Consider the following 15,675-nt stretch of genomic DNA (forward strand, 5'->3'; position numbering starts at 1 on the left):
AATCTAGTGTAATTCTATTTCCCCATCATGAAAGCAGGGTATGACTTCGTAAATGCCTCCGACAGAGGTATCAAAGATAACGTGGCTAGGATGCTCCCGATGAACCGGAACAACTCTCCCGTCCCTCATAATTTGAACCGGCTCTCGTGTTGCCAAACGACACGGTTTGCCTGCAGTGGACCGGATGACGGCGCTTTGCAGCTTGCCGTTCTCCCATTCCATGTCGATTTCAAACCCGCCGCGCGCCCGGATTCCCTTGACGCCGCCTTTCTTCCATGAGGACGGAAGTGCTGGAAGGAGTCGAACCAGCCCGCCCTGACTTTGAAGCAGCAGTTCCATAATACCGGTCATTCCTGCCATATTGCCGTCAATTTGAAATATGTTCAGCTTCACCTTTGGATGCCGGTGAGCGTTCATCAGGTTGGGGTGCAATCCCGCCAGCAAATCATTCAGGAACCGATTCGCTTGCTCTGCTTCCCCAAGTCTTGCCCAGAAGCTAACCGTCCAGGCACAGCTCCAGCCGGTATGCGCGCCTCCATGCTCCAGGCGCCGTTCCAGGGATAGCCTGCACGCCTGAGCCAGCTCAGGCTCCCCTTCACGTGTAATCAGATCCAGCGGGTGCAGTGCGACCAAATGGGCTGTATGCCGATGCCCCGGCTCCAGTTCTTCATAATCCTCGTTCCACTCCTGCAGCTGTCCGTATTTTCCGATTCGGAACGGCGGCAGCCTTCGTATGGTTTGTTCCAATTGTTCGCGTAGTACGGTATCACGCCCCAACAAACGGCTTGCTTCAATAATCCGCGAGAACAAATTACGAATCAAAGCTATATCCATCGTTGACGCATGAGTGACGCTGCTTCTTTGTCCATCTTCCGCAATGAAAAAGTTTTCCGGTGAAGTGGATGGGCACGTAACCAGGGAGCCATCCGGCGCTTCGATCAGCCAATCCAGGCAAAAGAGTGCCGCTTCTTTCATTGCGGGATACGCCTGCTTCAAGAAGCTTTCATCCTGACTATAGGCGTAATGCTCCCACAAATGCTCGCATAGCCATGCCCCTGCCATGGGCCAAAACGCCCAGCTGGGCGACCCGTCTACCGGCGTAGCCGTACGCCATAAATCGATGTTATGATGCGCAGTCCATCCCCTGCATCCATAATGGATACTGGCCACCTTACGTCCCGTAACCCTTAAGCCTTCGATCAGCTCAAATAATGGCTGATGGCATTCGGCCAGGTTGCTTGCTTCTGCAGGCCAATAATTCATCTGGAGATTGATGTTCGCCGTCCAGCTGCTGCACCAGGGCGGCTGTGTCTTATCGTTCCAGATGCCCTGCAAATTGGCGGGCTGGGTGCCGGGCCGTGAGCTGGATATCAGCAAATATTTGCCGTATTGGAACAACAGCGCCGCGAGGCCGGGGTCCTCCGCTCCGTTCTTGACCGCCTGAATCCGTTCGTCCGCAGGCAATGCGTCCTGCTCCCCACAGCCTTCAAGCACTAGCGAGGTCCTGCCGAAAAGCGACGAGTAATCAAGCAGATGCCGTTCCTTCAGCCGGTCGTAACCCAGTTTTTCCGCCTCCGCAAGCCATGCCTCGCACCTTCGTATCGGATCTTTGCCCTGCAGGGCAGGGTCCCAGTCGAAGCCGTTGTAGCTCGTCGCTGCTGACAGCAGCAGGACGACGGTTCCTGTTGCGCTAATATGAATACGGCCTCCGCTTACCTCCACCTTGCCCTTCTCTGCAATAGCCTCCAGCTGGAGCTCGAAGCCGATGCCCCTGCCTTCTTCATAGTGAACAGGGTCCGCCGTCTTTACGGTATTAGGCCTTACATGATAAGGGCATCGGCCGGATAGCCTGATCCTGTTGGGAGCTGCTTTGTGAACGGTATACTGCAAGGGGCTGTTCAGAACCGCGGTACATACGGTTTTGCTTTCACAATGCAAACGAATCACCATGACTTGGTCGACCGCCGAGACGAAGACCTCACGAGTATGAAGCATTCCGTTCTTCCTGTACTGAACTTTCACCATCCCTTGGTCCAAGTCCAGCTCACGCCGATAATCGGTTACATGAGATGAATCCTCAAAAATCAGCTCCAAATCGGCCAAGGGCAAGTAGGAGGCGATCTCCTGCCCTTCCATGTACTGCTCTATCGTTTCCTCGGCCTCCTCGTACCGCTTGGAAAAAATCATCTCCCTCACCGGGTTCAAATGACGCAGCGCGTCGTAACGAATCGTATCCTTCGGCTCTCCCGACCAAAGCGTATCCTCGTTTAACGCGATGCGCTCCCGTTCGGCCCCGCCGAATACCATGCCTCCGAATCTTCCGTTTCCAACCGGAAGCGCCTCGAACCAATTGCGTGCTTCCTGCTTATACCATAATAGGGAGCCGGACCCGTTCATATGTTCCCTCCTTCAGGACTTTGTTCCAGCAAAAAAGAGAGCGGGGGAAGCCAGACCGGAACGACTCTCCCGGACGACGCCCGCTCCCTTCACTCGTTACTCGTATAACCAATCCAGAGTATCCACACCGTCATTCTTATGCTCGACATCCCGTTGACGGATTTCTTGTTCCCATGGCACAACACCCAGGATCAAATAGGCACCCTTTCCAAAATCAATCGTATGCCGTCCAGCCTCATATTGAAAGGCATGGACATTGACCGACGGATAGGCATACAGCCGAAGACCCTTTCGCAGCAGCGGAGTGTAGCCCCCTCTATCGTCGGCATGTGTATTTTCTTCGAGGCTAGGCACCTGCAGCCACTGCTGATCCTTGGAATTGAAGTATCCGATAAGCACTTTGGACGGTTGATGCAGCTCCATATCTACCGTTATACCGTGCAATCCGGCCTCCATTTGGCTGAAGCGGATTCCCGTTAATCCGTTCAATTCCTCCGCGCAGCCGACGATATGAATATCCCCGTCTGTGAATACCTGCGCTCCCTTCTCCACACGGAATGTTTCTGCATGTGCAGAGTGCAGTGCGAACGGTGCTTCCTTGCAGGGAGCTATCGGCTGCTTGCTGTTCCTTACGGCTTCCGGTGTTATCCCGGCCTTCAATTCATTCAAGTGGTATTGGAAGCGTTCCAGCTCCAGCTCATATACCGGTAAGCAATCCTTCCAGTGCTTGAATTCAAGCCCGTTGCGGATCGGAACCTTCCTTTGAGGCGTTTGCATACTGTTAGCAAACAAATAGGTTTGCTCCGTCAATGCCGTCAGTTTCCGGTAATGCTCCAGGCTTGCTTCGAGGAAGGCTGCCGCATCATCCAGCAAATCCAGGCGTTGAAAATAATCCTTGGCGACAAGCTGCTTATAGGTTAACACGTTCATGGCCGCGCGCACTTTATCTGCATAAACGCCTACCATCTCATGAATCGCATGGATATCGTTACGCAGCCTTTCGAACTCGCCTCTATTTTGCACCACCAGAGACTGCGCCCGCTCTATCGCCTGCAGCGCATCGTTTGAATGCCGCTCCGCATCAGCAATAATGTCAACCGGCGTCTCCCCGACATGCGGCTCGCCTTGAAGCTCTCTGCCGATATATTCTTCTAACCGCTCGCCCTGAGGCGACTGGGATTCCCATAAATCCGGCCATGGCATATGGCGTTCGGGGTTTGTCAGCTGGCTCATCGTCATCCCGAGACTCATCGTCTGGCGATTGCCTTCCGTGATGCCGAAGCGCCGAAGCAGCTTAGGCGCACATTCGCCAGATGACTCGTAGGCCTCCAGGATCGCAAGTCCCGCTTCCCGGCTGCCGTATCTCTCGCCAAGCAGCTCGGACCAGTACTGTTTTTCCGCGTCCGGGTCGCGATCCGGATTCCATGCATAGCGGAACCAGGCGGCGTACCAGATCCAATCGCGGTCGATTTGTCTGAGACGCGGCTGCCCTGCTTCCGGAGCATCCGGCGAATAGGGCCAATCCCAAAAAAATAACGGATACAAGTGAAGCCCGTTGGATTTCAACCTATACTTCGCCGCCTGCATGCATTTTTGTATGAAGGAAGGCGCACCGTAGCGGAACGGCTCCAGATTCGCCAATATATGCACATTGACGATATGAACAGTTTGGAGAGAGCCCAACCTGTTATGAATCTCCTGCCATTTTCCTCTCGGCGTATAGGTCGTCAAGGATTCGCCGTTGTACTTCGCTTCCGTATACAAATTCGGATACAACGGAAGCGCCGCTTCAATCACCTTTTGCGGCTCGATCGCATGGGAACGCAGAATGATCGGCGGCTTTTCCTTGACTTTGGAATCCTTCAGCCCTTCCAAAAGCCCTGCAAGGATGGTCTCGTTAAACCACTCTACTCCGTAGATCTGCCCTTGCAGCGCCTCCCCAAGGCAAACCATCAACCCTACATTAGGGAAAGATCGAACGAAGGCGGCGATCGATTTTTTATAGTAATCGCTCGTTATAGGCAAAGGCTTTGGCTGGTGAAGCTTTAACCCATGCTTTTCCGCGAAAGGCAAAGGAATATGGATATTGTAAAACTTCAGAACAAGCCAGATCCCTCTCCGGTCTGCCTCTTCCGCCACCCAGCGGAATGTGTCTACGTTAAGGCGGAATTCGTCCTCCGTTACCTCAACTGCTTCCGGATAATCATCCAGCTTGACCAGTGACGAGAACGGGTGGCCGCTCCATAAATATATGATGTTGCAGCGCTGCTCAAGCAGCATATCCAGAAAGTCGAGCCACAGCTCCCGATCATAAAACCATGGAAAGCGATCCGGGGTTATTGGATATTCATAGGTTTGGCGCGGCGGCTCGACGGTCGTCTTCTGAAGCCCGATGGCCGGTCCGCGGAGCGAAAAGCTGGGAGCGTCACCGAATGCGAGATCCTCCGGCAGCTTGCCGGCGGACTGAACACGCCGCGCCAGCTCCAGGCAGCCGTACAATACGCCGGAATCGCTTCCGCCGGCGATCATCACAATGCTTCCCGGGCAGGAGGAGATATAGAAGCCTTCCCCCTCCGGTGCTTTCGTATGATACAGCAACACATCCCGCTCTTCCAACTGCTGAATAAATCCTGATTCGGAGCGGTTGCCTATGTAGATCTTATTCCCTTCCATCGTGCGGTACTGATCCCAGCTCCAGTGCGCCTTCTCGTGCCGTACTTCATATCCGTGACGCCTCAATGCCTCTTCCAGCTTACGGATTCCGTAAGCCACCCGCGGTGCGGGATTCGTTTCATAACCAAGAATGACAGTTTTCAAAGCTGTCTAACCTCCCATCCTACCCAGACACTATGCTCTTATTTCAAAAACAATTCAATTACCGGAACCGTAACGTTCGGCTGCTTAACCGGAAGCGACAAGGTAAGGGTACTATCGTCTCTTCCTTCACGATAGGCTCCCTCTTCGATCCCGCTTTGGACGAAGCCTTCTTTAAACCGGATTTCCGAAGCATCATTCAGCAATTGGGCATATTCTACCCTGCCCGCGAAACCGCGGAGATGAATATTTTTAAACGGCCAGCTGTATACATGCAGGTACATCCGGTTCGTTTGAGGATTATAGGTCAAGCGGCAGTCCTGAGGACATTCGAACATGTCCGGCGCTTGAGTGCACCCGTAGATTGATTTGCTGTGACGCTTCATCCATTCCCCGATTCCTTTCAGCCGGTCTACAGCGCGTTCATCGAACTCGCCGCGTCCGGTCGGGCCTACGTTCAAGAGCAGGTTGCCTCCTTTGCTGACAACATCTATCAGCATCTTGATCAGCACCTCAACGCTCTTCCACGTCTCCTCTTCCCGATGGTATCCCCACGAACCGCTGAATGTATGGCAGGTCTCCCATACTACCCGCTTGCCCCCAACCTGAACCCATTTCGTCGGTATATACTGCTCCGGCGTCGTAATATCACCGCCGACCTGAAGGCGGTCATTTAATAGGATTTGCGGCTGCAGACTGCGAATCATCTTGACCAGCTCTTCACTGCCCCAATCGGATTTGCCTTTCCCGGCCAATCCGTTTTCCTCCGGAAAGGAAAAGTCATAGAACATCAAATCCACCTGGCCGAATTCGGTCAGCAGCTCTCTTGTCTGCCCGAATAAATAGTTTCGGTACACTGAGAAATCGCGTTTAGCGCTTTCCTCAATAAAATTCGGATCAAAACGGAGAGGATGCTTCGGATCGACCGTATAATGCGGATGATGCCAGTCGATCAAGGAATGATAGAAGCCGACCTTCATATTCCGCTGACGGAACGCATCCACCATCGGACGCAGCACGTCGCGTCCTGCCGGAGTGTTCGTTGCCTTATAATCGGTAAGCTTGCTGTCCCATAAGCAAAAGCCTTCATGATGCTTCGTCGTTACAACGAAATATTTCATCCCTGCATCGGATGCCAGCTTGGCCCACAGCTCCGGATCGTACAGATCCGGATCAAACCTTTTGAAATATTTGCTGTAAGCTTCCGGGCTCAATCTTTCTCTGGATTGCAGCCATTCGTGGCGGGCTCCTAAGGAATATAAGCCCCAGTGGATAAACAAACCGAAACGGTCCTGGGTAAACCATGTGCTGTCGCCGATTGTCTCTTCGATTTCCATTGTCATGCTGTTTCCCCCTTACTAGAATCGTTATGAACCCGCTTGGTACGATACGCTAAGATTTGAATCCACATTCGTTTTTATCCTTCTCGAGATAAACGTATAGCTTCCCGAGCCAGCTTCATATATGGTCTCATGATTGTTGGTCTTCACAAGACGAAGCACCCCTTGACTTTCCCGCTGGCCATCGATCAGGATGGTGCCGGGAACATGAATCGTCGCCGTAGTGTTCACTGGAATGCGGACCTTTAATAGGAAATAAGACATTTCCTGCTTCCACTCAACCCGGATGGTACCGTATACGGACTTGAACTCCCCTTTGGCAGATTGCAGTCCCCCGCCCGGACGCGGATGAATCAAAATATGTTTGTACCCCGGCTGCTCTTCTACCGCGTTGATTCCAAGGATCGTCTGATACATCCATTCACCCACCGAGCCTAATGAATAATGATTGAAGGAGTTCATGCCGGGATTCTGGAAGCCATCGGTTTCCGTCCAGGCATCCCACCGCTCCCAAATCGTCGTAGCTCCGTGCTTCACCGAATACAACCAGGAAGGAAACGTATCCTGGGTCAGCAGCGAGTAGGCAATATCCTCTCTTCCCATTTCCGTCAAGGCAGGAAGCAGATATCCGACGCCGAGAAAGCCTGTCGTCAAATGAAGATCATGCTCACGGATGTTAGACACCAAATGCTCGATGGCCAGCTTGCGCTGGGACTCGGTGAGCAGATTCATTTTCAAGGCCAGCACGTACACCGTCTGTGTATCTCCCTTAATGCGGCCGTCCTCCTTCACGAAGGCAGCCCCGAAGGCCCTTTTGATCGCCTCAAACAATTCGTAGTATTTCCGTTCATCCTCGTCATTTCCCAACGCCTTCGCCGCTTTGGCAAGCAAGGAGGTACTATAGGCAAAATATGCGGTATCAAGCACATCCTTAGGTGTATCTGCATTAACGGAGAGCCAGTCGCCATAGTTCGAATAGCCTTCCCGGATCAAGCCGCTGCTCTTTTCTTTCAGATATTCCACCCACTTGACCATCGCGGGATAGCATCGTTCCAATATTCTCAAGTCACCGTACACTTGGTAGACGGTCCATGGGATGATAACGCCAGCATCCCCCCAGCCGCCGTTATCCGGCGCATGCCAGTTGAGCTCCTTGTTGTTATGCTTAAATTCCTCCCAGCCGCCGTCCGGCGCCACATCCGGGAAAGCGCCCGAAGAATGCTGTGCGTCGATGACGTCGATCATATATTTATTAAAAAACCGGCCCACATCCATGTTATAGCTGGCCGTCCGGGCGAATATTTGCGCATCCCCCGTCCAACCGAGCCTCTCATCGCGCTGTGGGCAATCCGTAGGCACACTGATAAAGTTGCCCCGCTGTCCCCATTCAATGTTGCTGAGAAGCTTGTTCAGCATAACGTTCGACGTTTGAAGCCAGCCTGTTTGCGGCGTTGCCGAGTGAACAACTCTTCCGATAACCGTATTCAGCGTTGCGTGGGTTAGACCCGATACTTCAACATAGCGGAAGCCGTGGAACGTAAAATGCGGCTCCAGAACCGCCTCCTCCTGCCCATCCAGGATGTAGTTCTCCTGCTGTACCGCTTCGCGAAGATTGATGCTATAGAGCGTATTATCGCTATTGAGCATTTCCGCGCAAGCGACCGTAACTTGCTGCCCCTCCTGTCCGCCTTCGATCCGAAGCCGGACCCAGCCGACCATATTTTGACCCATGTCGAACAAGTAAGTGCCTCGATCCGTCTTTTTCATACTAACGGGCAGCAGCTCCTTCATGACTTGCACAGGCGGATCAACCTGAGCGTTCAAGACCCCGCTGTAGGCGGTAAGCACGACCGGGACCTCCCAGCCGGAATCGTCGAATCCCGGGAGCTTCCATCCTTTGGGCTCCAATCGGGCATCATACGTTTCGCCTTTGAGCAGATCGGAATAAACAATCGGACCGGCGAACGTTTTCCATGCTTCATCCGAAACAATCCGCTGCGTGGTGCCGTCCTCATACTCTACATGCAGCTCAATCAGCACGTGCGGGTTATCCCCGTAGCGATTAGGACCGAACATTCCTACATGGCCGCAATACCAGCCCGTACCTGCAATGGCCGCCAATACGGATTCGCCCTTCTGCAAATAAGCAGTCACATCATAGGTCTGATACTGGACTCTTATGCGGTAATCCGTCCACCCTGGAGCAAAGTAATCGCCGCTCACTCTCTCCCCATTGACATACAGTTCATATAGTCCCAAGGCGCTGGCATATACGAGAGCCTGCCGCACCGGTTTGTCCAGCCGAAACGTCCTTCTGAAATACGGTGACGGGAGAAGCTCATAAGTCTGCGGCTTGGATCGGCCGATCCACTTGGCCTGCCATTCATCCCCCCGAAGAACTCCCATAGACCAACGAGCGATTTCGCTCCACGGGGAGACGTTACCGTCCCTGTCCCATACTCTGACCTTCCAATAATAAACCTGCTGCGAGGCTAGCGTTTTCCCTTGGTAAACCACGTTCACGGATTGGTCGGATACCACCTTACCGCTATCCCAAACATCGCTTTTATCTTCTTCCAGCTGGTCTATGCTGGTAGCAACCAGCACTTGGTACGCTGTTTGAAGCTGGCCATAGGCTTCGGACTCCATCACCCAGCTTAGCCTTGGCTCCATTGTATCGAGACCCAACGGATTTTCCATATATTCCGTCTTTAGCCCGCAAATTCTCATCCTCTTCTCTCCTTTTTCGTCAGGTCATTTATAGTCCTTGCAGCTCCTGCAATAAAATAACTTGATATAAAAAAGTTTACAGGAATGCCGGTGACCCAATATAGGGCGAATGGCTCCTGTTTATAGGCGCCGACAGGCACCATCATGATTGTTCCCGATGCTTTTGAATCAAGTAACCCCACTCGGCAAGGCGAGTCTGATTCAGCTGCTTTGCGGGGAGCCACGAATGTTGATAATAAAAAAGCCTGAAGGTGCATGACCTCCAGGCAAATATCGTGAAACATATGAGGATGGAATGTTCAAAAGGATTCGTAACTACCTCTTATAGCTTCTAACGGCTTTCAGCCACGTTGTTGCCATCAGAGTATCTCCCAGGCTGTTCATATGGACTCCGTCCGTAGTAAGGTCCTGTCCTGTGTTGCATTGCAAAAAGTGTAGAAAGGCTTGATGCGTAGGAACGAGAATCGCCCTGTATTCTTCCGCCAGCCGGTTAACGATCTCCACATAAGGCTTTAGCAAACCATTTCCGGTAGATTCCGGGTATTCCTTAATAATCGTCGGCTCCATCAGAATAAGCCGGCAATCCGGCAGGGACCGGGTCTGGTCCAGCAGTCCCCTGTACACCGATTCATAGCGTTCCGGATACACCTGCTCGATATCCGGCGAGTCCAGCTGTCTCCACACATCGTTAATCCCGATGGATATCGAAAGCCATTGCGGCCGATGATCCATCACATCCAGCGTCCAGCGCTTGGCCAAGTCGATGACCCTGTTGCCGGACACTCCTTCATTGATGACCTTCAGGGATAGCTCCGGGTAAAGTGACATAAGCGAATCATGCAGCATTCGCACATAGCCCGAGCCCAGCTTCACAGGATCCTTCTTCCTGCCTTTATCCGTTATACTATCGCCGATAAATACAATTCTATCCTTCGCCTGAAAAGGCATATGACGACCTCCCTATATCTGTTCGTTACAAAGGCTCATGCAATCTGGCAATGATACAGCGGACTACCGTCCGAGTTCGGACACGGAACCCTCACTTCCCTTAGCCATTTGTTCCTTGAATAGCTTATACAAGCTATCCAGCTGTCGTACCTCCAAGCGATGATTTTCTCTGAATGCTGTGACGTCTTTGGAACGGCAGTGTATCTTGATGGGGAGTCCCCTTTGCTGCAAGTGGTATTTCGCGTTGACAGGATACATTTGCAGCTCGATTAAAGAAGCCGGTCCAATAAAGGACTGAAGCTTCTCCGCCTGGTCCGGATCGTTCTTCCAAAGCTCGGTAAGCGTCACATATAGGTCGGGATGGAAGTTCGCCATCACACCGCTGAACCCCGCAGCCCCAAGCCTCAGAGATTCCAGTAATGTCGCCGAGTTGGCGTTAAAAATTTGCAATGAACTCCCTTTGACGGCATCCAACTTGTTAGCAATCCCCGACAAATCGCAGCAGGTATCCTTAAGAAATAAAAATCTGCCTGTGCTTGCACACCATTCGAGCATCGCCGGGGAGAGCAATCTTTTGTATGGATACGGGCATTCATAAATACCGAACGGCACATCCGGTATCCGGTCAAGCAGCTTCCGGGTACGCTGCACCCAGAGTTCATCCGACTCTTCCGGGGCCGCCAGCCTGTTGCTGACCAATACGACCGCATCGACGCCGGTATCCGCCATTCGTTTCAGCTCTTCCACCTGATCCTCGAATCGTTCCGATACATGACCGGAAGCAATGACCGGTACGCGCCCGGCGGCTCTTTGTTTCACGAACCGGGCAACCTGCACTCTTTCCTCCAGAGAGAGAAAGAACATTTCGCTGGACTGGCATACGGCGAACAATCCGTGAACACCCTGCCCGATATACCATTCGATCAGCTGCTCCAATGCGAAGTAATCCACCTCATCGGAATCCGTGAACGGAGTAATCATCGTTGGCCAGACTCCATTTGGAATGCTATGTTTCAAAGGCTTCAGCTCCTTGGCCTGATCGTTGTAGCATCACCTTGCTTCGACCGGCAATGGTTTCTTTTTCTCTACTATAAGGGCAAACAGACGTGCCGCAAATGGGGGATTCAAACCTTTCACACGGCGAAGAAGGGCCGGAAAGTCCAATCAACCTATAGTTCAGATACTATAACCCCCTCAGCGCCTGAAGCTCCTGTAGTAATCTTCAGATAGATATGCCTAGCAAGAGGTTTGGCAGTAACGACAAAAGGAAAAGGTGTGTTAATCATGGATATTCAACCCTATGTAACTCCTTACAAATACGGCAAACCCGTCCTGACGGGTTCCGGGCTTGCGGGTCATTTCGACTACAATGCCGTCGATTGTCCCTTCGTATTCCGGCATAATAAGCAATTTTATATGATGTACGTCGGGTTCGACGGCATCGGATACCAGACCGCCTTGGCGACAAGCCGGGATCTGCTGAATTGGGAGCATCTGGCTGTCATCTTGCGGCGCGACGAAGGTGCTGGATGGGATTCCGTCAATATCGCGGGCACTTGGATTCTGAAGGAGAACCGGATCGACGCCCCCCCTGTTCTCAAGAAATGGAACAACAAATATTGGCTGGTCTATCATGCCTATCCAAATACGGGCTACGAAGAAGGCTCCGCCAAAATCGGCATCGCCTGGACGGAGGATGAGGACCTCCTGACCTGGCATCGCTGCCCGGACCCTATTCTTACACCGGAGGAAGGCGCCGATTGGGAAAAAGGCGGCTTGTACAAAGAATGCCTTGTGGAGCACGACAACAAATTCTACTTGTTTTATAATGCCAAGAACAAGAACAAAGGCAGATGGATCGAGCAGACAGGAGTCGCCTTCTCCACCGATCTGGTTCATTGGGAACGATATGAGCACAATCCGGTGCTGCAGGTATCTCCGGAGCGCTGGGACTCCGGCTTTGTAAGCGATCCCTGCGTACTCCGTAACGGGGACCAGTGGGTGATGTATTACTTTGGCTTCAATTATAAGCAAGCCCAGGAAGGCCTTGCCCTGTCTCGGGACCTTTTTCACTGGGACAAATATCCGGAGCCGATTATTACTGTCGGAGAAGAAGGAAGCATCGACTCCATCTTTGCTCACAAGCCTTCGGTCATCACACATGACGGGGTACTGTATCATTTTTACTGCTCCTGCAGGCTGTTTAAGGAAGGGGATCCCACCTGCAATTACGGCAAAGAATTCCGAACGATTACGGTCGCTGCATCCCATCCTGTATTTAACGATGAATGACCAAAATGGTTTAAAGGAGAATGAAGACGACGATGCAGCTTGGAGATATGTTCGTAAATAGTAAAATAACACCGTTAGGAATCGATACCCCTGACCCTGCTTTCAGCTGGAGCTATCGGAATGATTCGGCCCGGGCAAAGCGGCAAACCGCGTACCGCATCATCGTGTCCGATTCAGAATCAGAATTGCGGGATGAAAATGGAAATATATGGGACACAGGCAAGGTAGCAAGCAGACAAAACGTTCATCTGCCCTACCAAGGTTCTCCGCTCAAGTCGCGTCAGCGTTATTATTGGAAGATACAAGTATGGGATCAGGACGGCAGCATGGTCGAGAGTCCTGCTTCGTGGTGGGAAATGGGCCTTTTACACGCCGGGGATTGGACAGCAAGCTGGATTGCCGAACCGGAGCTCTCCTCCGGTCAAAAGGCCTCCCTGCCGCTCTTCCGGCATGAATTCGATCTGCATAAGCCGATAGCCAGAGCCAGAGCTTATTTATGCGGATTGGGGCACTTCGAGCTGCGGCTGAACGGGAATAAAGTCAGCGACAACGTGCTGGAGCCGGGCTGGACGAATTATCATAAGACTTGTCTTTATTGCGTATACGACGTAACAGATTATCTTCAAGCAGGAACCAATGCGGCAGGCGTTATGCTCGGCAATGGATTTTACAACGTAACCGGCGGCCGTTACCGCAAATACAAGGGCTCGTTCGGCAGGCCCAAATGCCTGGTTCAGCTGGAGGTCACCTATGACGACGGCTCAGTGGATACGATCGCAAGTCATCCGGACTGGAGAACCTCTTCGGGGCCGATCACCTTTGCGTGCATTTACGGCGGCGAGGACTTCGATGCCCGGCTGCTGCCAAAGGGTTGGGATCAGGCCGGTTTCCGGGAAGATCATTCTTGGAGGAATGCCATTGGTGCAGAGGTCCCCACGGGAAAGCTGAAATCGCAAGGAACGGCACCATTAAAGGTGATGAAGACGTTTCAGCCCGTAAGCTTCACTGAGCCCTCTCCTAACCTGTATGTCGCTGATCTTGGACAAAACTTCTCCGGGTGGGTTGAGCTTACGGTAAAAGGTCCTGCCGGTGCGCAAGTCACTCTGACTCCAGCAGAATTATTGAAGGAAGACGGCACCGTCAATCAAAAATGGACCGGTTCCCCCACCAAGCTGCATTATACTCTCGCCGGAAGCGGTGAGGAAGTATGGAGACCGCGGTTCACCTATACCGGCTTCCGGTATGTGCAGATCGAAGGAGCCGTTCCCTCCGCCATCGCAGCCGGAGATCCCGGGCTCCCTTCTACCTCACTACTGCTTCGGCTGGAAGGCCAAATGATCTATCCCGACACGCCGGTTACAGGCAGTTTCGAATGCTCGGATACACTGCTGAACCGCACTCACGAATTGATTAACTGGGCTATAGCAAGCAATATGAAAAGTATTTTTACCGACTGCCCTCATCGTGAAAAGCTCGGCTGGCTCGAGCAGGTCCATCTGATGGGGCCTTCCGTTATCTATAATTATCAGATCGAATCCTTACTGATCAAAACGATGGAGGACATTCGCGACGCCCAGCTTCCTAACGGGATGGTGCCGACTACGGCGCCGGAATATGTCGTCTTCCTGGAGCCATGGCATCACTTCCGCGATTCCGTATCCTGGGGTGCCGCCTATGTGCTGACCGCATGGAACCTGTACCGCTTCTATGGGAACATGCGACCCATGGCGGAGCATTATTCCGGAATGAAATCCTATATCGATTATGTCACGCAATGCTCGGATTCCTATATTGTTCAAGACGGCCTGGGTGATTGGTACGATGTCGGTGAAGGAGATCCCGGCTTTGCGAAGAATACGCCAGTGCCTCATACGGAAACCGCCATGTTTTACCACATGGTGGATATCTTTGCCCAAATGGCGGAGCTGCTGCAACATGCAGAGGATGCGGTTCAATATAAGACCCTGGGGGAACATATTAAGACAGCGTTCAACCGCACGTTCTTTGACCCAAAGACATCCAACTATGCGACAGGCAGTCAAACGTCCAACGCTATGCCGATAGTCCTGGGGCTTGTGGAAGAACATCATAAAGATGTCGTCCTGCACCATCTCATTGAGGACATTCGCCGGAGAGGATATCATACTAACGCCGGTGATATAGGCCACCGCTATGTACTGCTCGCTCTTGCCATGAACGGCCGATCGGACATCTTGTACCAAATGACGCGTTCAACCGAGCACCCAAGCTATGGGTATCAGATCGCCCATGGAGCCACCACCTTGACGGAAGCTTGGGACGGCCCGACGGTAGGCAAATCCCAGAACCATTTTATGCTGGGGCACCTGGAAGAATGGCTCTATTGGGGTTTGGCAGGCATTCGTTACCATTATGATGCTTCGCATGGCTCCTATCACCTCACAATTAAGCCGTTTGTGCCTGATGACATGGAATACGTTAGAGCAGAGCATCAGCTGCCTGTGGGGCGGGTTCATGTTGAGTGGCAGCAGAGTTTTCATGAGAATGAAGGGAAGTCCCTGACTCTAAAAGTGACCATCCCCGTAAATTGCATAGCAGAAGTGCACATCCCTTCGAGTTCCGGTTCCGCGGTGACAGAAAACGGTATACCCGTAGAGGAATCCTCCTCTATTTCTGTCGTAAGGAAGGAATCAGACTATAAAGTCGTCCGATTATCATCCGGTCCCTATGAGTTTATCAGCACTTTATAAGTTCTCCTTGATCTGCGCGGCTTTGCAGCTCAGCTTGCTTGATTCCGTCGGAGCCGCGCTTCTCCTCTTCCCTTTTTTCTCCATTAGTATCATGGGATCGGCTGCCGGCAATGCGCAAAAAACCGCCGTAGCCATTATAGGCTGCAGCGGCTCTATCCCAAGCTATGCAATTACTGCGGATTCGTTTCCTTAGGGATTTCATTTAAGCTTGGAGGTACGTCGGCCGCATTTTTGGCCTGCATGACCGCTTCTTCCTCCGTAAACTTGTTTTCCTTGAAGTTCGGATTATTCTTCGTATTTTCTTTGGCATTATCCATTCACAGCTCACCCCCTCTGTCCATAGCGTTTAGTATTTCCATTTTCTAGACGGAAATGTATTTTGTAATAAAAATTTAACAAAACCCTCGACAGCGTTTTACATATTT

At 52.1% G+C, this 15,675-nt stretch carries 9 protein-coding genes; 2 read left to right on the plus strand and 7 right to left on the minus strand.

The window, feature by feature from the left end; all coding sequences use genetic code 11:
• Positions 1-3: 3 nt before the first annotated feature.
• The 6 genes from ABEA66_RS33945 to ABEA66_RS33970 all read right to left on the minus strand — a co-directional run bounded on the left by ABEA66_RS33945 (position 4) and on the right by ABEA66_RS33970 (position 11,246).
• Positions 4-2,397 carry a glycoside hydrolase family 95 protein gene (locus ABEA66_RS33945; protein WP_345594634.1) on the minus strand — a complete coding sequence of 798 codons (2,394 nt, stop codon included), beginning with the start codon at positions 2,395-2,397 and terminating at the stop codon, positions 4-6.
• 96 nt (positions 2,398-2,493) lie between these two features.
• Positions 2,494-5,214 (minus strand): hypothetical protein, encoded by a 2,721-nt coding sequence (locus tag ABEA66_RS33950; RefSeq protein ID WP_345594636.1) that lies wholly within the window; start codon positions 5,212-5,214, stop codon positions 2,494-2,496.
• 38 nt (positions 5,215-5,252) lie between these two features.
• Positions 5,253-6,554 carry an alpha-L-fucosidase gene (locus ABEA66_RS33955; RefSeq protein ID WP_079909212.1) on the minus strand — a complete coding sequence of 434 codons (1,302 nt, stop codon included), beginning with the start codon at positions 6,552-6,554 and terminating at the stop codon, positions 5,253-5,255.
• 24 nt (positions 6,555-6,578) lie between these two features.
• On the minus strand, positions 6,579-9,281 hold the full coding sequence (locus tag ABEA66_RS33960) for a family 78 glycoside hydrolase catalytic domain (RefSeq protein WP_345594639.1): 2,703 nt from the start codon (positions 9,279-9,281) through the stop codon (positions 6,579-6,581).
• Between the two features lie 315 nt (positions 9,282-9,596).
• Positions 9,597-10,229: an SGNH/GDSL hydrolase family protein gene (locus ABEA66_RS33965; RefSeq protein ID WP_345594641.1), complete on the minus strand. Its 633-nt coding sequence runs from the start codon at positions 10,227-10,229 to the stop codon at positions 9,597-9,599.
• A 63-nt stretch (positions 10,230-10,292) separates the two neighbouring features.
• Positions 10,293-11,246 carry a dihydrodipicolinate synthase family protein gene (locus ABEA66_RS33970; RefSeq protein ID WP_345594643.1) on the minus strand — a complete coding sequence of 318 codons (954 nt, stop codon included), beginning with the start codon at positions 11,244-11,246 and terminating at the stop codon, positions 10,293-10,295.
• Between the two features lie 267 nt (positions 11,247-11,513).
• Here ABEA66_RS33970 and ABEA66_RS33975 point away from each other — a divergent pair, with 267 nt between their 5' ends.
• On the plus strand, positions 11,514-12,521 hold the full coding sequence (locus ABEA66_RS33975) for a hypothetical protein (RefSeq protein ID WP_345594646.1): 1,008 nt from the start codon (positions 11,514-11,516) through the stop codon (positions 12,519-12,521).
• 20 nt (positions 12,522-12,541) lie between these two features.
• The gene (locus ABEA66_RS33980; protein ID WP_345594648.1) at positions 12,542-15,250 is read left to right on the plus strand and encodes an alpha-L-rhamnosidase; all 2,709 of its coding nucleotides are present in this window, start codon (positions 12,542-12,544) and stop codon (positions 15,248-15,250) included.
• A 170-nt stretch (positions 15,251-15,420) separates the two neighbouring features.
• Here ABEA66_RS33980 and ABEA66_RS33985 read toward each other — a convergent pair whose 3' ends face one another.
• The gene (locus tag ABEA66_RS33985; RefSeq protein ID WP_345594650.1) at positions 15,421-15,567 is read right to left on the minus strand and encodes a hypothetical protein; all 147 of its coding nucleotides are present in this window, start codon (positions 15,565-15,567) and stop codon (positions 15,421-15,423) included.
• Positions 15,568-15,675 lie beyond the last annotated feature (108 nt).

It is taken from the genome of Paenibacillus vulneris (assembly GCF_039543185.1).
Taxonomy (GTDB): Bacteria; Bacillota; Bacilli; order Paenibacillales; family NBRC-103111; genus Paenibacillus_S; species Paenibacillus_S vulneris.